Source organism: Cellulosilyticum sp., from assembly GCF_982396655.1.
The window spans coordinates 24,996-45,175 of the sequence record NZ_CEVXFV010000002.1; the positions used below are offsets into that span (position 1 = coordinate 24,996).

A 20,180-nucleotide genomic window follows, 5' to 3' on the forward strand; every position below is an offset into this window, starting at 1 on the left:
ACTATAACCCACTTACTAGCTTGCTTAAACCAATTGCAACCTGCTCTTCATCATCTGCTAGTTGGCTAATAATCTGACTTAGCATAGGTATATAATCCTTTTGCTTATCCGTTGCAGAAGTTACCATTATTCTTCTTACTCTGCGCCACTTACCACCTAATTTTTCTAAAGCTTTACTATACGTATAAAGTGCTTCGACGCCATAGTTCTCTCCTAAGTAACGTAAGCATTCTGCAAAGTTTAAACGCCTAGAGCCTATATCTGAAATACGAAATATAATCGGTGCTAACCATATCATTTCTTCAAATCCTCTAATTTCTTCAGCAATGCAAAATCCTGATTTGATTTCAAGTGCTAACTTTTTAATCCCTTTTATGCCACTAATACCATCATCCAATAAAATAATCCCTACAGCTTTTTCAACGATTTTTTGCCACACTACCTCTTCCTGAGGTTCTTCATTTCTTATGGTCATGCAGTGCAGTTTTCCCTTGATCAGATTTTCTCTAGTCAACTTATTAAGATCTGAGTTTTCGAAAGGATCTAAACACTGATAGTCCCCACTTTGCGCATCCCTTCCTACAATTAATCCATAGTGAATGAAATCATGGCGCTCTCCAACAAACTTCCAGGGAAAATAATAACTATCTGCCTCAATCATTACAAAATGACCTGCTTCTAACTCCTGGTCTAATAATGCCAACTGCGTCGCTATATTCTCCTCTTCATAATACTTTGTCACAACACCTAAATAAGTACTTAGGCATTCCATCACCCGATACTGCCCACCGCCAATGCGAAAACCGATAATGTCATCTGTTTTTTCAGGTGGAAAAATAGTAAAACCCCAGTTTTCAGCAAACATTAAGGGATAAGCAATACCTTGTGTCTTTAATAAGGTGGCCCATATATTTTCTATACAGTTGTACTGCTCTTTTCGTATAAAATCAAACTGTTTCATTGCTCTCATCCTCACTCACATAAGATTAGAATTCGCTGGGCTAATTGTGCTTCTTCTTCAGCCAAATGGCAAATATAATCTGCCACCTTTTCATAAATTTCAGGGGTTTCTTTTCCTTTATATACATCTACAATCTGCTCTCTTGCAGCTTGCCAGCCCTTTCCAATCTGAGTCATTTCTTCCCCGTACTGTCCTAATTTATTAACCCCATAAACTTCAGATATATAATTTAAACATTTTGCATAGTTAAGTCGTTTGTAAAACACTTCTGCGAGCTGCATAAATAATGGACAATTGTAAGGCAGTGTTTCAAACCCCTTGAGTTCCCTTGTAAGCTCCAATGTTTTAATTGCTTCTGCAAAATGCTTCATACATGCAAAAGCATTATGACTTGGCGACATAATTGCCTCTATCTGTACTGATAGCACCTCTTGCCATACCACATTCGGTTCTTCTAAACAAGTGATATTAATACACTTAGCTCCAGATTGCTTAAATGCTTCCCAAGAAAGTGCATTTACTTTTTTATTCCAATAAGGGTCTAATACAGCGATACTTTCTTCATCCTTTAAACCAACTGCCACAATGAAATGTTTCATATGAAGCTGTTTATAAATATTAGTCCACGGTACATAATAGCCATCTAGCCAAAGTACCACTGGATTTCCTGATTGAAGATGCCTTTTGAGGTTTTCCGTTTGCTTATTGGTATTACTTGTAAATACACACTTTGAACCAATGCCATGATATTGTTTTAAACTCTCCCACGCATTATATTCACCTGACTCTACCCGTGTACCCAGCCTAGTATCACCTTTAAGCGGCTTCTCAAAAAAGTTAAAATCCCAAGCTTTTGCAAACATCAATAAATGTGCTCGCTTATACCCTGTTGCCAAGCATTCTAACACGTCTTCCAAACAGTTATACGTACTATGATGTGCTGATTTAAAGTCAGTTAGCATATTTCTCCTCCTTATTTTTCATCTACATAAGATGTAAATATTTTTAGCTTTCCTGAATGAAGTGGCTGAATGACATCCACATAGTTAAATAACACCGACACATCCTTTCCCAAACCACGGATAATATGATTTCTAATAACTTGCTCTGCCTGCATCGTATAGCCTTTTCCCTTTTCAATGTAGATGACAAACTTATCTAATGCTACTTGTTCGACATGATAACCTAAAATACAATCACCAAACTGCTGAATCACTTTATATATGCCACGCTTAAAGAACAGCTCTCCCAAAATGTCCGTTGTTCCTTTAATAATATCTCCGGTTCTCCCACCGGCAAGCTGAATAACCTGTGAAGTCTGCCCACATTCACAAGCCATTTCTGATACTTCCCCTAAATCTTGTAAGTTATATCGAATGAGCGGCATAGCTTTATGAAAGAGACTTGTAATAGCTATTTCACCTACATGGGCCGCCACCTTATTTTCAGTCGGTAATTGTTCTGCATAAAACAAATTATTCTGTACATGCAAATGCCCCATAGGACACTCATATGCAATACACCAGCTTTCTATAGTGCCATAATGGTTAATCGTTTTTGCTTCAAAAATTCTTTCAACATAAGCTCTTTGCTCTAAGGTGGCATACTCACCTGCCAGTTCCAAATAACGAATAATTCCTGGAGTATAAGCGATTTCACCTCGTTCAATACATTTGGCATAACGTTCAAAGCTAGAAATTGGTCCAGATAACCATCTCGGCTTTAAATCCATTAATTTTTTAAAGCATACTTTCATATTATCAATCTGAAAATTAAGTATGTTTCCAATCCTTTTATATGTACTTACATCATATAAATAAATATAATTTTCTAAGGACACTTCCTTATCCCATTTGGTACGTTGTTGCCATACATTAAGCCCTGCCTTTGTACGTTCAGCTGCCGTTTTAATACATTTAACAGGTATCCCAGTAGAACCGCTTGTTAATTCGGTGGTGGTGGGCACAGGCATAAAGGAAATATACGCTTCATAATTATTTCTAATATCTTTTTTAGTAGTAATTGGTAACTTATAAAAAATGTTCTCTATGGGTGCCTCTAAATCAATTTGATTTTCTTCAAAAATATTTTCATAAAATTTATTGTTGGCCTTTAAAAAATAAAATAACTTCTTAAGCTGCTTTTCATGTGCAATTAACCAGCTATTCATTTGCTTCAACCTTTCCTTGAATATAATCCCTTAATGTGCCATAGTTTGTAACCATCTCAAATAATTCCTGTTCATCTCCTATATAAATATCAAAAGCTTCTTCGATACTTACAATCAACCTTAAAATCTGAATAGAATCAAATAAAAGATCATCAATCAGATTAGCATCCTCTTCAATATCCTCGATGCTCATTCCTATCCTTGCATGACGCATAATCAATTCTTTTAACTTATCATCTACTACTTTATTCACTTGCTTCACTCCCCAAATCAATAATTTGTTTTCTAATTATTTTTCCACTAATGGTCTTCTCTAAAGCCTTAACCTTATAAATCTTGCCTGGTATCTTATAGTCTTCTAACGCTTTCTTACAATGCTTCAGTACATCCACAAGCTTAAACTCTACTCCTTCTACACCGACTACATAAGCTACTATATCCTGCCCTAAAAGTTCATCTGCCTCACCGCGTACTAGTACTTCTTTAATGCCCTTAAATCCTAAAATAACACCCTCAATCTCCTCAGGGTATACATTTTTACCAGTCTTAATAATTAAATTATCTCTACGACCTGTTACATAAAGATACCCCTCCTCATCCTTATAGCCTAAATCTCCCGTATGTAAATATCCGTCTCTTAAAACCTTCTGCGTCTGCATTTCATTTTTATAATAGCCTTGCATGACATTAGGCCCCTTTACACAAATCTCACCAATTTTATAAGGCGGTACGATTTGGTCCTCTGCCATAATTTCAACACTTGTCCCTTCAATCGGTATACCACTTGACCCTTCCTTAGCTAAAAGCTGCTCTCTCATAATGTAAGTTACCCTTGGCGCTGCTTCTGTCAAACCATAAGAATAAATCAAGTTGGTATCAGGAAACTTATTTGCAAGTTCCTTAATCTTAGCAATAGCCATACTTGCACCATAAAAGTTGATAATCCTTAAGGCACTTAAATCATATGTTTCAAAATTTCTTTCCGCCATCATTGCATTTAATAATGTGGGCACCCCAAATAAAACAGATATTTTTTTATCAGCTAACACCTTTAATGTCCGACTTGCTGTTAATATACCTGTCAGCATATGAAGCGTACAACCATTGGCAAGCCCTACTAACAATTCGCCAGTAATACTAGATGCATGGTTTATATTCTTTATAAGTAATATCTGATCTTCATGAGAAAGTTTTAAATAGCTTGATATGGCAAGTACATTACTCTCAATATTGGTATTAGAGAGCATGATGCCTTTTGGCATATTAGTCGTTCCAGATGAAAATAAAATAATAGCAGGGCTTTCTTTACAAATTACTGTGCTACTTTCAATTTCATATTCACCTACTCTATTCATTTGCAAATGCTCTGTTTCATACTGTACATATAACAGATTCATCTGTAGCTTAGAATATTCCTTTTCTATTTCAGTAAATAATTTCTTATACTTAGGCAGTGTTACTATTACCTTGATTTCATAGAATGTTATAATATCCTTCAGCTTATTTATGCCACTATTCATATACACAGGAATAATGGTTGCACCAACTAGATTAATTCCAAAAAAGCCTATAGCAAACTCAATACTATTATCCATTGCTAATAATATACTGTCCCCTTCTTGAATCCCCATCTCCCTTAGTTCTACAGCTACTTGATGTGCACATGTGTTAAGTCCATTATAAGTAATAGTCTTGTTACATTCTAAAGCGACTTGCTCTCCATATTGCTTACAACTCTTTTCCAGCAAATTATAAATCATACTCTCCCTCCTTATTTCAAATAATAATATTTAATTCCATATATTCAAAATTATAATCATCATTTTTTATAACCACAATAACCTCTTCCACTTAAAATCTATACATTTTGTACACCTTCTCTTTTTTGTTTCAATTTTTATTAGTTATTTTCACATACCACAATATATATATACATAATAAAAAGGCATAAGAAATGTTTTTATATCACATTTCTTATGCCTTCTATATAGGCTTACCACTTTATACGGTATTCTTTTGCACCGATACCAAGTAAATCACCTTCATTTAATACAACTGCATGATGAATCATTTTACCATTTACATAAGTCCCATTTGTTGCACCTAAGTCCATCAAATACACCTTTTCATCAAAGGTATAAAACTTACAGTGCATTCCTGAAACCGTTGGATCTCCCTCAATGACCACATTACATTTTTGTGGATTACGTCCTAAGGTAATTTCTTCGTTATTTAAATTAATCCTAATAATTTGAGATAAAACCGCATCACTTAACTCAACTAGCTCTAAATGTATATTTTCAGCTTGCTTACCTCCAAGAGGTGCATTTTTAGGCAGCTCCTGTCTAGGCAATTTAACCTGCATCTTAGCTGCAGCCATTTGACTTTCTGCCATCTTTCTTTCTACTCTAGCCTGCTTTTCCATATTCGCTTGTCTTTGGTGTTCTGCTTGCTTGCGTAAGATTTCCTGGTTTTGTAATGCAGCTTGTTTTTTCAATTCAGTCTGTTTATTTTTTAAAGCCACTGAGGCCTGAGAAGCTGCCAATGTCTTATGTTGTTTTTGAACTGACTGTGCTTTTTTAGGCTTTTGTGATACCTTTTTAGAAGGTTTAATAGGTTTGCCTGCAAATAATCGATTTAAAAAGAATAGCAAGATAGCTGCAAGGCATACCGCAATACCAGCCCCCATAAACATCCAGCCTTCCCAGTTAAAATTTTCATTTGCAATATCTACTTCTGTTTTCTGCTGGGCAAGAATGGTTTGTGTATGTAAAAGCATCATTCCACCTGCCAGCATCCATGGTCTGATTATTCGTTTCATATTTGCCTCCATTATATAGCGCTTTGTTTAAGCGGATTTCATTTGCTTCATCAATCCTAAAGCTATTATAATAGATTCACCTATAAATTACCAGTTTTTATGCACTTCCTTATCATCCATATTATGGGTATTCTTATAAAGAGATATTTATTAGTCCCTTACTCACTTATATCCTTTCATACTTATGTTATGAACTCATTTCTTCTTTTATTTGACCTTCTAGTATATCAAACAACCAATATGGTAATAACTTAAGTTCTTCTACAGTTCCTCTTTTACGATACAGTACCTTCAAAAGATACTCCTCCCAGTTTTCAAAGTTAATTCCATTAATATTATAAAATGATTCAGTACACATTTCAGGTGTATCATATACGCGATATCCCCAGCATCCACCTGGTCTTACCTCGTAAATCATACAATTTCCCTCTTCAGATAGAAGTGGACAACTTATTCCTAATTCAAAATAATCCTGCATAAACTGCATCAATTGTGGCGACACACATCCTTGTGAATAGTAATGACTAAAATCTGTATCTAAACCACTTCTTTCAATAGCTTTTAAAATATGTACAACCTTTTCATAGATTACTTGCTTTTCTTCCTTTGTAAATGCCATAAGTTTTATTTTAATAGCCTGTGCCTCACTACTTAAAACCTGAATGGCCTGTTTGCAACATCCACTACATCCTTTTTGACAAACACATTTCACCCCTGTTTCTTCTTCTGCTTCATCAATGCAAGTCGTTAACTTCGGAATACTTGTTTTAAACCATTCAAAAAGACCCTCTTCATCAATATGCTCCGGCATACGAATTAGCATTTCCCCCTTCACTACGTTCTCTTTTTCTAGTGAAGCTTTCCATAGTTTATTCAGTTGTTTTTCCATTGTCAAAACTCCCCTTTTTATTATTGCAATGCATTAAATAATTATCTGATTATTTTAAATTAATTATGACATATTAAACCCTTAAATCCAATAACAATATCCAAAATTTTAATATACCGCAAGAAAGGGCATAAGAAATATTTAGAAATAAATATTTCTTATGCCCTCAGATTGTTGACAAATGAATTTTCCCAAAATAAACTCACAAATTAAGTGAGGATTATTCAAGAAAATCTATTAAAATAGGGGTAAAAAGAGCAGTTTAGGTCCATTTTTACCTCTGTTTTCTATTTCTAGACTAGTAAAATACTATGGAAAAGTTAATTGTCTACAGCCTGAGCACTGTTTATTACTAAACAGTGCTTTTGCCTTTCTCCCTAAAACTTCCTATAATCCTTGACTTGCCTTTTTATTTAAGCTTCCCTTTTCTTAAAGCAGTATGTCTACACTTATCCTCGCCAAACACACTAAACATTATGCTTCTATAAATAGACTCTCAGTATTTATTATCTTCTTGTCCCTAAAGTTTCTTAAGTTAAGATTTTTAAAATGAGGGACCATTTTTAATCTAATGTAAGCCTGTGTCATCTGAGTTTAAATTAACCTTAAAATTCATTCATTAAAGTCATTATGATTTGATCAATGTCATAAACTGCCTCAGTTTCAAAAATTTCTTGTAGTGCTTCTATATTTTCTTCCAAATGCTCCACATCTTTAGAATACATATGGCTTATATCCACCATATCTACTTCCGTAAATTGTCCATTTTCCATCCATCTTACAACGGCAAGTTCCTTAATCATGATTGTACTTATGATAGCTATCTTGATTTTGGCAGAGGTATCATAATCAAAAATAGACTTCATAAAGTATCTAAATATAAAATACACTAATATATTTTTAAACTTGTACATGTTATCTTTATAATAATGATTAAATGCCTTATGCTGATCGATATAAGCTCTTCTATCTGCTTCACTTTGTCCAAAGTTTTTTAACGCCTTATTTAGCCCTAATGGATCATGGGTATTGATATGTTCTAAATCTCTATATGTTTTAAAATACGCACAGACATTATTATATTTAATAACTTCATTTTCCTCATACTTATATAAATCATTTATCAATTCCTCTACAAAACAACTGTTATTATACTTTTCTATCACATATTTTATTTCATCCATCTCATCAAAATCTATTTTATCTTGGATTTCTTCAACAAATCTAAGTACTACTGCTGCCTTAACACCTAAAGATATATTTGGCATTTCTATCATATTAATTATGATGTCTCTACATAGGAAAAAATCTTCAAGTACATCTTCGTCAATACTATCCTCCATATCTCCTACTTGATCATCTTCACTTAATTCAAATGCTGTTGCTTTATCATTTCCTAATATTATTCTTGCAGCCTCTGGGCAAGATAAGGATATACCTATTTCTCTTAAATCAAAAAACTCTTCCATGTATCTTGGGTATTGTCTACATGTATAGCAAAGATTTTTCTCTCCAAGCTCATTGTATATTTCACAAAGATTATTTTTATTTAAAAATGGACAGTTTTCACCATCTAATACAAAGACATTGTCGCCATCTTCTTCGACAATCTTACTTCTTAACTTTTTGCCAAACTCACTTTCTATATTCTGATAGCAATTATACGTTTCCTCATCTATTACAATGCCCCATCCTGCACAACAAGTATCTTCACACTCGGATGCAATACATGTAAAATCCTTAAAATAACTTGGTACTCTTATTTTCATTTCTAGTCTCACACTCTCCATATAAATTATTATTTCATTTTAATATTTATTGATTATAACATCAAGTGTAGTCTCTCTATCCTATCCCACCAATAAAAAGAGCACAAGAAATGTCTATTGCTAAACACTTCTTATGCTCTTATTCCTGAAACTTCCTCTAATCCCTGACTTACCTTTTTACTTAAGCTCCCTTTCCTCAAAGCAGTATGTTTACACTTACTCATGGTAAGCACACTAAGCATTATACTTCTATAAATAGCCTCCCAGTATTCATTGTCTTCTTGTACTTGAGATTTCTTAAGTTAAGGCTTTTAAAGATCAGAAGAAGTGGGAGGCGCCATTTTGCTCGTTGCATCTGTAGCTGCGCGCCAAGCTACAAGCAAGCAAATATTTTGCTTTAATGCAGGCAAGTTCAATGACCTTCTTCTTGAAACTTTTATGACTTTAATTTGTTGTATCGGCATTATATTTCCACTCCGCATCCCCGTCACTGGCATCATCGCAGCCGTTAGTGCAGATAGTGCTCGCCTAATAGGTTAGATATCGTTACTGCAGGATTAAAGAGTAAGCCCTCTAGTTTATACTTTGTAGAAGTTGTTTTGCCTTTACACTTAGGTATATGTCTTGAAAGAAAAACTTTCCCTACATAATAATCAGTTTTTATTGCTTACAAATGTTCTAATAATTTATGTCCGAATATACCCCTCAAAATATCCGTTATAATAAGTATAATTTTTAGTCATTATATCTACTCTTCTATTATCTAAATACAAAAATCCTCGAAATACTCATTTCACTGATTATTTCGAGGATTTTATTCATGGAGGTGAGGCGCATCAAACTCCTATCTTTTATATCTCTTCTTACTTCACGCAGTACTGAGCTAAGTAAGCTTCCATTCTTTCTTTCATCTCATCATCAATATATACTTTGCCATCAATTTCTACATTATGAATTGTATCAATGATTTCTCTTACTGTAACAATAGGGTATGTTTTAATGCCAAAATCTTCTTCAATTTCTTGAATAGCTGTTTTATCTCCTTGACCTCTTTCCATTCTATCTACAGAAATGATAAGCCCTTCAATTTGTACATTAGCAGCATTTTTAAGGATTGGGAATACTTCTCTTACTGCTGTTCCTGCTGTGATCACGTCTTCTACGATAAGAACTTTGTCACCATCTTGAAGTTTGTAACCTACCATTGAGCCACCTTCACCGTGGTCTTTTTCTTCTTTTCTGTTGAAGCAGTAGTTAAGGTCTTTGCCAAATTCATTTGATAAGGCAATCGCTGTTGCTACTGAAAGTGGAATACCTTTGTAAGCTGGGCCAAAGAGGGCATCTACATCACCTTTGCCATTTTCCATGATTGATTTGGCATAAAATTCACCAAGTCTAGCTGCTTGTGCACCTGTTTTGTAGTTTCCTGTGTTGACGAAGTAAGGTGTTTTACGACCACTTTTTGTTGTAAAATCTCCAAATGTTAATACGCCTGATCTCACCATAAATTCAATAAACTCTTTTTTGTAACTCATAATCTTCCATCCCTTCATTTTATACTGATTTTTTATTTCTTCTAAGTACGCTGTTTAATTCTTACTTAACTATGTTCTTAAGCGCTTATCCATTTAACGGTAATCTATTCCTAAAAAGAAAGGAGAGTCACCTCTCTCGGTTTCATCTCCCATTATTCTTTATATTTACCTCTATTTATCCGCTGTGCTTTTAGTACCTTGCTCACCAAATGTAGTTACCATTTCTATCGCGTACCCTCTGCCTCTTTTCATCAAAAGGTACCTTTCTACTAATCTCCACTTTATAGCAAGCATCATTCTTGCAGGCATCCGCTTTCAGACTTGTAGAGTGACAAGGGGGATGCACTACCTGACTAGTCTACCTTCGGAGCATTTTGATGATAGTCTTAGTGAAGGCATTCAAAGAGGTTTTAGGGCTGCTGTTTGAACGTAGTGAGTTCAGCCCGTTTCTTTGAATGACAAGCTTAGACTATCACAAAATGCGTAGAGCGTAGCTAGCAGGTAGCGCATGCCCTTCGTCACTCCCTACTATCCCTGAAACGCCTCTCTAACTTCTGCAAGGTTTTTAAATCCGTATCTTTCCATATAAGCAATTAACTCATGTTTGATATCTACTGGCGCTGTAGGATTTGCAAAGGCTGCAGTCCCAATAGATACGGCATCTGCTCCTGCCATAAGGAATTCAACGACATCTTCACCAGTCATAATGCCGCCAAGGCCGATGATTGGAATATTGACCGCACGTCTTACTTGGTAAACCATTCTTACAGCTACTGGTTTGATAGCTGGCCCTGAGAAACCACCCATTTTGTTTGCAATCACAGGACGTTTGCGATGAACATCTATTTTCATACCTAATAATGTATTAATAAGTGAAACTGCATCTGCGCCTTCTGCTTCTACTGCTTTGGCGATAGCAGTAATATCTGTTACATTAGGTGTTAATTTGATGATGATTGGTTTATTTGTTAAACGTTTCACTTCTCTTGTTACTTTCGCTACCATATCGCATGAGGTTCCGAAGCCAATGCCGCCTTCTTTGACATTTGGGCATGAGATGTTGACTTCTAGCATATCCACGTCTGTTTCATTGAGGCGTTCTACCACGTCGCAGTATTCTTGGAGACTGTGACCTGCTACATTGGCAATGACTTTTGTATCAAATTGTCTTGCAAATGGCAGCTCATTTTCGATATAGTAGTCGACACCTGGATTTTGAAGACCGACTGCATTGATCATGCCGCCGTATGTTTCTGCAATACGTGGAACTGGATTACCTTCCCAAGGATTGCTGGCAATCCCTTTTGTAATCATAGCACCTAATTCACTTAAGTCGTAAAACTCACTGCTTTCATGAGGTGAAAAAGTACCTGAAGCTGTTGTAATAGGGTTTTTTAAAGTTATACCTGCAATATTGACACTCAGGTCAATGCCTTTAGCTGCTGCAGCTTTATCTATATTTGAAAAATTATTCATCCCATTTTACCTCGCTTCCTAAAAAGACTGGGCCATCTTTACAGACTTTCTTTTGTTCATAGCCTTTTTCATTATTGGCTTTTGTTTTGCAAGTACAGCCTACGCAAGCGCCATAGCCACACCCCATACGTTCTTCAAGAGAAACTTGAACTGGGACACTTACGCTTTCACAGTAATCAGCTAACGCGCGAAGCATTACTTTAGGCCCGCAACTGTAGAAATAATCCCCTTTAATGCCTTCTGCTTTAATGAAGTCAAGAACATTTCCTTTGAAGCCCACTTTTCCGCTATCTGTGGCAATATAAACTTTCACGCCAAGACTTTCAAGTGTATCTACTAAGAATGGTTCTTCTCTAAAACCAAGGACTGCAATTTTTTCACCTGGAATTTGTTTAGCAAGTTCTACAAGAGGTGGTACACCAATGCCGCCGCCTACTAAAATACTTGTTTGAACTTCTTTTTGTACATTGTAGCCATTACCAAGAGGTGTACTGATGCGAATTGTATCGCCTGCTACTAGCTGAGAGAATTCTTTTGTGCCTTCTCCCACTACACCATAAACTAATGTAAGTGTCTCTTCACCAATTTCACTGATGCTGATTGGTCTTGGTAAGATAGTACTTTTTGAGCGTGGGTAAAGATTAACGAATTGTCCTGCTCTTGCTGTCTGTGCCACTTCTGGTACTTTAATAATCATCTTGCAAATCATAGGAGCAAGTGTTACTTGCTCTATGATTTGTCCTTCTACTACTTTTTTACTCATGACGTGCTTCTCCCATATCATAGATTCCGGCCTGTGCTGTTGTGATTTGTTTTTCTACGATGTCTGCCATAGCTCTTACAGTGTCTAATGAAGTTAAAATTTGAACAGATGCTTCGATAGCAATACGGCGCATTCTAAATCCGTCACGTTTTGAGTCATTTCCTTTAGTTGGTGTATTAACCACAAGGTCTATTTCACCACTTCTAATAAGCTGGAAGATCTCATCTTCTTCATTTACAAATTTTGTGCCATCTGTTTTTGTAAGTTTTTCAACCACTCTTGCTGGAATGCCATTTTCTTCAAGTTTCTTAGCTGTACCTTCTGTCGCTACGAATTTGTAACCGAGACTTGCAAAGCGTTTTGCAATACCTACAAACTCATCTTGATCATATTTTTGAATTGTTGCAAAAATTGTACCGCCTTGCATTGGCAAGCTTTTACCTGCTGCAATGAATCCTTTGTAAAGTGCTTCTTCTACTGTTTCACCTACACCCAGTACTTCCCCTGTTGATTTCATTTCTGGGCCAAGGCTTACTTCTACTCTTGGTAACTTTTCTGTAGAGAATACTGGTACTTTAATTGCATAAAAGTTCTTTGGTTCTGGATAAAGACCTGTGCCATAACCAAGCTCTGGAATTTTTTTGCCAAGCATTGCTTCTACTGCAAGGTCAATAATTGGTACACCTGTTACTTTAGAGATGTAAGGTACTGTACGGCTTGAACGTGGATTTACTTCAATGATGTACAAATCATTTTTGTATTCAATGTATTGGATATTAATCATACCAAGTACTTTAAGTTCTTTTGCAAGCATTTGTGTACAAGTAATGATTTTTTCTTTAATATGTTCTGGGATATTCACACTTGGATAAAGTGTTGTACTATCTCCTGAGTGAATACCAGCTCTTTCAAGGTGTTCCATAATACCTGGGATTAAAATGTTTTCCCCATCTGAAAGGGCATCTACTTCAATTTCACGTCCCATTAAGTATCTATCAATAAGTACTGGATTTTCTGGGTCACGGTCGAAAGCATTAATTAAGTATCTTTCAAGTTGGTGTGCTTCATAAGTGATTTCCATCCCTTGACCACCAAGTACATAAGAAGGACGTACAAGAACAGGGTATTCTAACTCTGCTGCCACCTGAAGGCCTTCTTCTACTGACCAGATGGCTTTTCCTTTGGGACGTTTAATATGAAGTTTTTCAAGGATTTCATCGAATTTTTCACGGTCTTCTGCTTCATCCATGTGTTTTGGATGTGTGCCAAGTACTGGAATATTCATCCTTTCACAGAATTTTGCAAGTTTGATTGCTGTTTGACCACCGAATTGAAGGATGACACCCATTGGTTTTTCTTTTAAGAAAATGTGATAGAAATCTTCGTCTGTAAGTGGTTCGAAGTACAGTTTATCTGATGTATTAAAGTCTGTACTTACTGTTTCTGGGTTGTTGTTAACGATGATTGTTTCAATACCTTTTTTCTTAAGGGCCATAATCGCATGTACTGAGCAATAGTCAAACTCAATGCCTTGACCGATACGGATAGGGCCTGAACCAATTACCATAACTTTTTCGCGGTCTGAAATCTCTACTTCATCGATTTCATCATAAGTTGAGTAGTAATATGGTGTTTCCGCTTCGAATTCGCCACCACATGTATCAACCATTTTGTAAACTGGTACGATATTCCATTTAAAACGAAGTTCACGAATATCTTCTTCTGTTACACCAATTAAATCAGCGATTGCTTTATCTGCAAAACCTCTTTTCTTAAGTTTGCGTAAATATTTTGGTGTCAGCTGGTCAAACTCCATTTCTGCAAGGAGTTCTTCTTGTTCCACGATCCAGTGGAATTTCTCTACGAAGAAGATATCCATACCTGTAATTTTGCAAACTTGTTCTTTTCTATAATGACGGCGAAGCATTTCTGCAAGGGCAAAAATTCTTTCATCATCTGCTGTAATTACTTTTTCTTTTAATTCATCTAAGCTACACGCTGCAAGCCTTTTATGTTTAAAGCTAAATTTACCAATTTCAAGTGAACGAAGTCCTTTAAGAAACGCACTCTCAAAGTTATTACCAATGGCCATAATCTCACCTGTTGCCATCATTTTTGTACCAAGTGTACGTTTTGCTGTATAGAATTTATCAAATGGCCATTTTGGAATTTTACATACCACATAGTCAAGTGTTGGCTCAAAGCAAGCGTATGTTTTACCCGTAACAGCATTTTGAATTTCATCAAGACCGTATCCTAAGGCAATCTTTGCAGATACTCTAGCGATTGGGTAACCTGTTGCCTTAGAAGCAAGTGCTGAAGAACGGCTAACACGAGGATTGATTTCGATAACAGCATATTCAAAGCTATCTGGGTTAAGGGCAAGTTGTACGTTACAACCTCCTCGAATATCACAAGCTGAGATAATGTCAAGTGATGCACGGCGAAGCATTTGATACTCTCTATCTGAAAGCGTTTGAGATGGTGCCACTACAATACTATCTCCTGTATGAATCCCTACTGGGTCAATGTTTTCCATATTACATACTGTAATACATGTGCCATAGCTATCACGCATTACTTCATATTCAATTTCTTTCCAGCCTTTGATACATTTTTCAATTAAAACTTGGTGTACACGAGAAAGATGAAGCCCACTTGCACAGATGTCGCGAAGTTCTTCTTCTGTTTCTGCAATACCACCGCCAGTACCACCTAATGTGTAAGCAGGTCTTACAACAACTGGGTAACCAATTTTACGTGCAAATGTTACTGCATGATCTACTGATTCTACGATTTCACTTTCAATGCAAGGTTGATTGATTCTTGCCATAAGAGCTCTAAAGAGTTCACGGTCTTCCCCTTCTTTGATTGCTGAAATCTGTGTTCCGATTACACGCACATTATATTTTTCTAAGATGCCTTTGTCATGTAACTCTACGGCAAGGTTAAGAGCTGTTTGCCCCCCTACACCTGCAAGGATGCTGTCAGGTCTTTCTTTTGCGATAACTTTTTCAAGGAACTCTACTGTAAGGGGTTCAATGTAAATTTTATCTGCGATTTCTTTATCAGTCATAATGGTCGCTGGGTTACTATTGACGAGGACTACTTCAATGCCTTCTTCACGGATTGCTTGACAAGCTTGTGTTCCTGAATAGTCGAATTCTGCCGCTTGTCCGATGACGATAGGACCTGATCCTATAACTAAAACTTTTTTGATGCTATTATCTCTAGGCATTTAATTTTCCTCCTTGCATTACAGTAATAAATTCTTCAAAAATATGGGCTGTGTCAGTAGGTCCTGGACACGCTTCTGGGTGGAATTGTACGCTGTAGATATCTAAATCTTTGAAGTACATTCCCTCTACAGTTTGGTCATTCATATTACGGTGTGTTACTGTTGCCCCTTCTGGCATCTCAGATACATAGTAATTATGGTTTTGAGATGTGATATATACGCGGTTTGTAATAAAGTCTTTTACTGGATGGTTACAGCCATGGTGACCAAATTTAAGTTTTCCTGTGTTCCCGCCTGTTGCAAGGCAAATCAGTTGGTGACCAAGGCAAATTCCTGTGATTGGTTTTTTACCGATAAATGATTTTACCATTTCAACTGTTTCTGGGACATCTTTTGGGTCCGCAGGTCCATTTGATAAGAAAAGTCCATCGGGATTGACTGCTGCAACTTCCTCAGCTGTTGCGTTATATGGGAATACTGTCATTTGACAGCCAAGAGCTTCAAATGAACGTAAGATATTGGTTTTAATTCCACAGTCAATAACTGCAATATGTGGTTTTGTTTCACCTTTTACTTTTTTGCCTGCAATTTCATATTTCTCTTTTGTTGTCACCTCTGGCACTGCTGATGTATTGTTAAAGGCATCGATTTTCATTTTTATCTGACTTGGTGTTAGCTCTCTCACCGCAATGATGGCACGCATTGTTCCATGATCTCTAAGTACTTTTGTAAGGGCTCTTGTATCAATGCCTTCAAGGCCAATTACCTTTTGTGATTTTAAGTAACCATCTAATGTAAGTTCACATCTAAAATTATTTGGGTAATCACTTTTTTCTCTCACAATAAGTGCTCTTGTATGTGCTTTGTGACTTTCCATATCATCTAGGTTAATCCCGTAGTTCCCAATAAGTGGGTAGGTCATCACAACCATTTGACCATAATAAGATGGGTCTGTAAGTATTTCTTGGTAGCCTGTCATCCCTGTATTGAATACGACTTCACCAATTGTTTCTTTTAAGTACCCAAAGGCTTTCCCTTCAAATACCATGCCGTTTTCTAAGATTAATTGTGCCTTCATTAACGCATCACTCCTTGTAAATCATCTCTCATGGCAATTACTGCTTTTTTAGAAGCAATCGCAAATTCTTTTTCTGTCAGTTCGCTATCTTTTTTATAGGCTGCGATGATACCTCTTGAAGAGTTTACGATAATACCATTTCCATCCTTGTCAAAATAGTCTTTAAGGTCAGAGGCTTTTCCGCCTTGTGCGCCATAACCTGGTACTAAGAAGAAAGTGTGTGGCATTCTTTTTCTAAGTTCCATGCCTTGTTCTTTATAAGTTGCACCTACTACGGCACCAATACGGCTATAACCCATTGTACCCATTGTGAGTTCGCCCCACTTGCTTACAAGATCCGCAGCCTTGTCATAAACTGGAATACCCTCTGTGATTAAATCTTGAATTTCTACACCACTTGGATTACTTGTTTTGACTAAGATAAATAAACCACGGTCATATTTGTTACAAGCATCAATAAATGGTTCAATGCCATCAAAGCCCATATAAGGATTAAGTGTTACTGCATCTTCTTGCCATAAATCAAAATGCATATCTTCTACATCTACCCCTGCAATATGACCTGCATAAGCTGCTGCTGTAGAAGCAATATCTCCTCTTTTAATATCTCCAATGACTACAAGTCCTTTTGATTTTGCATATGCGATGGTTTCAATATAAGCTCTAAGACCTTCAAGACCATATTGTTCATACATGGCAATCTGTGGTTTCACTGCTGGAATAAGTGGTGAAACTTCATCTAAAATGCCTTTGTTAAATTTTAAGAACATTTCTGCCACAGCTTTAGGTGTTTTACCGTAAGTTTCAAGCATTTCTTCCTTTATAAATGTAGGAATCATAGCATAAGTAGGGTCTAAACCTACAACTGTTGGATTTTGAACCTCTTTGATTTTTTGAATTAAGTGATCAATCATTTTCTCTATCTCCTTCTTAGCTTATATTGGGACGCGTCGTCATCCTGTTTTTGAATCTTTATACATTTTAATTAATAATTATTCTATCATTTTTCAGGAACTTTTCAATACTTTTTGTTTTATTATGCATTTTTTCGATAAATTACTCGACCATTTACAATTGTATAAGCTACATCGCCTGTCACAGACATACCACCAAATGGTGTATTTTTGCTTTTGCCAACAAACGTACTTGGATCTATTGTATAAGTTACATCTGGATCTAAAACAGTAATATCTGCCACTTTTCCAACACTAATATCACCTTTATCAATGCCTAAAATTTTAGCTGGTGTACTACTCATTCGTTCAATTAATGTCATTGGTGATATAAGTCCTGATTTTACAAGTTGTGTATGGCTTACTGCAAAGCTTGTTTCAAGGCCTACAATCCCGAATGGTGCTGCTTCAAACTCTACATTTTTTTCATCATAATGATGTGGTGCATGGTCTGTAGCGATAGCATCGATGATTCCTTCTTGAATCGCTACCTTCATAGCCTCTACATCTTCTTTTGTACGCAATGGTGGGCTCATTTTTTTATTTGTATCATAGTCACCTAAAATGCTATCATCTAATGTGAAGTAATGTGGTGCTGTTTCAGCTGTTACATTAATGCCTTGCATTTTTGCAAAACGAATGATTTCAATACTCCCCTTTGTACTAATATGGCAAAGGTGTAATTTCACGCCTGTGTATTTTGCAAGTAAAATATCTCTTGCTACAATAATCTCTTCTGCTTCTCTTGGAATGCCTTTGATGCCAAAGAGCTGTGCATTTTCACCAGCATTCATAGCCCCACCTGTTAAGCTACGTTCTTCTGTATGTGACATGATTGGAATATTAAATGGTTTTGCATATTGCATAGCTTTTTTCATAAGACCTGCATTTTCTACCGTTTTGCCATCTTCACTTAAAGCACAAATACCGTGTGCCACCATTTTTCCAATATCCGCAAGTGTTTCTCCTGCTTGGTCTTTTGTAATGGCACCAATTGGTAGTACATTAACGCCATTTGCTTTAGCTGCCATAGCGTTGATGTATTCTACCACACATTCATTATCAATGACGGGTTTCGTATTTGGCATACAACATACTGTTGTAAATCCCCCCTTTGCAGCAGCTGCTGCGCCACTTGCAATATCTTCTTTATGTTCAAAGCCTGGTGCTCTAAAATGAACATGTAAATCAATAAGGCCTGGTACAACCCATTTGCCTGTCGCATCAATTGTTTCATCTGCTTGCCATGCTGTTTGCTCACCAATGTGAATTACTTTCCCCTCTTCTACCCAAAGATCTGTTTTTGCCTCAAAGTTTGTGTTTGGGTTAATAACTGTCCCGTTTTTAATACAAAGTTTCATTTTTATGCTCTCCCTTCACGTAGTAACTCTAAAATTGCCATTCTTACAGCAACACCATTTGTCACTTGCTCATCAATTACTGATACATTGCTATCAATCAGTTCTGGCATTAATTCTATACCACGATTAACTGGTGCTGGATGCATTAAAATCGCATCTTCTTTTGCCAAGGCAAATGTTGCTTCATCTAGACCATAAATTTGGCTATACTCTCTAAGATTTGGGAAAAGACCACCTTTCTGTCTTTCTAACTGAATACGTAATGCCATCACCACATCTGCATCTTTAACCGCTTTCTTGATATCATTAGTAACTTTGCAACCTAAGGCTTCCATGCTTTTGGCTGTCAATGTACCAGGACCTGCAAGTGTTACCTTTGCCCCAAGTTTATTGAGACCAAAAACATTTGACCTTGCCACACGACTATGGGCAATATCCCCAATAATCGTTACTTTTAAGTTTTCAAAGCCACCCTTCTTCTCATATATTGTATAAAAATCTAATAAGGCTTGTGTAGGATGTTCATTTGCACCATCACCTGCATTGATTACTGAAGCTTTCACATTCTTAGCTAAAAGATGAGGTGCACCGCTCATGCTATGTCGTAGTACCATAAACTCTGTACCCATGCGATCTAAGGTAATTCCTGTATCTACTAAAGTTTCACCTTTTTTCACACTACTTGTTGCAACGCCTAGGTCTAAAACGCTAGCCCCCATGTATTTCCCTGCTGCTGTAAAAGCCATTCTTGTACGTGTACTGTTTTCATAAAACAGCGTCATCATGGTTTCACCATTTAAGTCATTTCGCTTTGGGGCCTTGCCTTCTACTATGGCTTTCATGCCTTCCGCACGATTTAAGATCATCATAATTTCTTCTTTTGATAAATCTCTAATACCCAATAAGTCTTTTCTACCTAGCATCCTGCACCATCCTTCTGATTACTTAAAATTTTTAAAAAATATTTTTATTTAAAAAAATTTAAGGTCATTTTTTGTAACTTTAATTTTTACAAAAAGAAAAGGCAACAATAGGAAGTCCTATCATTGCCTTTTTGCTCTACCTCAAATATATATTTTGCTAGACTAAGCCCTAGTCAAACTAGTTGCAAGCTATTAAAATACATATGTATTATCATTATCTATTTAATTTCAATATAAATCTAT

General features: G+C 36.2%; 16 protein-coding genes. All 16 read right to left on the reverse strand.

The window, feature by feature from the left end; all coding sequences use genetic code 11:
• Position 1: 1 nt before the first annotated feature.
• The 16 genes from AC1VAQ_RS01295 to AC1VAQ_RS01370 all read right to left on the reverse strand — a co-directional run bounded on the left by AC1VAQ_RS01295 (position 2) and on the right by AC1VAQ_RS01370 (position 19,937).
• Positions 2–961 (reverse strand): BtrH N-terminal domain-containing protein, encoded by a 960-nt coding sequence (locus tag AC1VAQ_RS01295; protein WP_479903401.1) that lies wholly within the window; start codon positions 959–961, stop codon positions 2–4.
• Between the two features lie 11 nt (positions 962–972).
• Complete coding sequence (locus AC1VAQ_RS01300; RefSeq protein WP_302598382.1) at positions 973–1,923, reverse strand: BtrH N-terminal domain-containing protein; 951 nt, start codon at positions 1,921–1,923, stop codon at positions 973–975.
• An 11-nt stretch (positions 1,924–1,934) separates the two neighbouring features.
• A complete protein-coding gene (locus AC1VAQ_RS01305) occupies positions 1,935–3,131 on the reverse strand; it encodes a phenylacetate--CoA ligase family protein (protein WP_479903402.1) in 1,197 nt (398 codons plus the stop codon).
• Complete coding sequence (locus AC1VAQ_RS01310; RefSeq protein WP_302598379.1) at positions 3,124–3,384, reverse strand: acyl carrier protein; 261 nt, start codon at positions 3,382–3,384, stop codon at positions 3,124–3,126. Before AC1VAQ_RS01310 ends, AC1VAQ_RS01305 begins: the two co-directional genes overlap by 8 nt.
• The gene (locus AC1VAQ_RS01315; RefSeq protein WP_302598378.1) at positions 3,377–4,891 is read right to left on the reverse strand and encodes a class I adenylate-forming enzyme family protein; all 1,515 of its coding nucleotides are present in this window, start codon (positions 4,889–4,891) and stop codon (positions 3,377–3,379) included. Before AC1VAQ_RS01315 ends, AC1VAQ_RS01310 begins: the two co-directional genes overlap by 8 nt.
• 233 nt (positions 4,892–5,124) lie before the next feature.
• Positions 5,125–5,952 carry an FHA domain-containing protein gene (locus AC1VAQ_RS01320; RefSeq protein WP_302598376.1) on the reverse strand — a complete coding sequence of 276 codons (828 nt, stop codon included), beginning with the start codon at positions 5,950–5,952 and terminating at the stop codon, positions 5,125–5,127.
• Between the two features lie 187 nt (positions 5,953–6,139).
• A complete protein-coding gene (locus AC1VAQ_RS01325; RefSeq protein ID WP_302598375.1) occupies positions 6,140–6,841 on the reverse strand; it encodes a YkgJ family cysteine cluster protein in 702 nt (233 codons plus the stop codon).
• Between the two features lie 605 nt (positions 6,842–7,446).
• Positions 7,447–8,610, reverse strand: coding sequence for a flagellin lysine-N-methylase (fliB, locus tag AC1VAQ_RS01330; RefSeq protein ID WP_302599925.1), 1,164 nt, complete (start codon positions 8,608–8,610; stop codon positions 7,447–7,449).
• A gap of 863 nt (positions 8,611–9,473) precedes the next feature.
• Complete coding sequence (pyrE, locus tag AC1VAQ_RS01335; RefSeq protein ID WP_302599924.1) at positions 9,474–10,145, reverse strand: orotate phosphoribosyltransferase; 672 nt, start codon at positions 10,143–10,145, stop codon at positions 9,474–9,476.
• A gap of 528 nt (positions 10,146–10,673) precedes the next feature.
• The gene (locus AC1VAQ_RS01340) at positions 10,674–11,576 is read right to left on the reverse strand and encodes a dihydroorotate dehydrogenase (RefSeq protein ID WP_479903423.1); all 903 of its coding nucleotides are present in this window, start codon (positions 11,574–11,576) and stop codon (positions 10,674–10,676) included.
• A gap of 37 nt (positions 11,577–11,613) precedes the next feature.
• On the reverse strand, positions 11,614–12,384 hold the full coding sequence (locus AC1VAQ_RS01345) for a dihydroorotate dehydrogenase electron transfer subunit (RefSeq protein WP_302599921.1): 771 nt from the start codon (positions 12,382–12,384) through the stop codon (positions 11,614–11,616).
• Positions 12,377–15,622, reverse strand: a complete 3,246-nt coding sequence (gene carB, locus AC1VAQ_RS01350) for a carbamoyl-phosphate synthase large subunit (protein WP_479903403.1) — start codon at positions 15,620–15,622, stop codon at positions 12,377–12,379. Before carB ends, AC1VAQ_RS01345 begins: the two co-directional genes overlap by 8 nt.
• On the reverse strand, positions 15,615–16,700 hold the full coding sequence (gene carA, locus AC1VAQ_RS01355; protein ID WP_302599919.1) for a glutamine-hydrolyzing carbamoyl-phosphate synthase small subunit: 1,086 nt from the start codon (positions 16,698–16,700) through the stop codon (positions 15,615–15,617). The genes carB and carA overlap by 8 nt, the downstream gene beginning before the upstream one ends.
• Positions 16,700–17,614, reverse strand: coding sequence for an orotidine-5'-phosphate decarboxylase (gene pyrF, locus AC1VAQ_RS01360; RefSeq protein ID WP_479903404.1), 915 nt, complete (start codon positions 17,612–17,614; stop codon positions 16,700–16,702). The genes carA and pyrF overlap by 1 nt, the downstream gene beginning before the upstream one ends.
• Positions 17,615–17,736: 122 nt before the next feature.
• On the reverse strand, positions 17,737–19,014 hold the full coding sequence (locus AC1VAQ_RS01365; RefSeq protein WP_302599915.1) for a dihydroorotase: 1,278 nt from the start codon (positions 19,012–19,014) through the stop codon (positions 17,737–17,739).
• Positions 19,015–19,016: 2 nt separating this feature from the next.
• On the reverse strand, positions 19,017–19,937 hold the full coding sequence (locus tag AC1VAQ_RS01370) for an aspartate carbamoyltransferase catalytic subunit (RefSeq protein WP_302599912.1): 921 nt from the start codon (positions 19,935–19,937) through the stop codon (positions 19,017–19,019).
• Positions 19,938–20,180 lie beyond the last annotated feature (243 nt).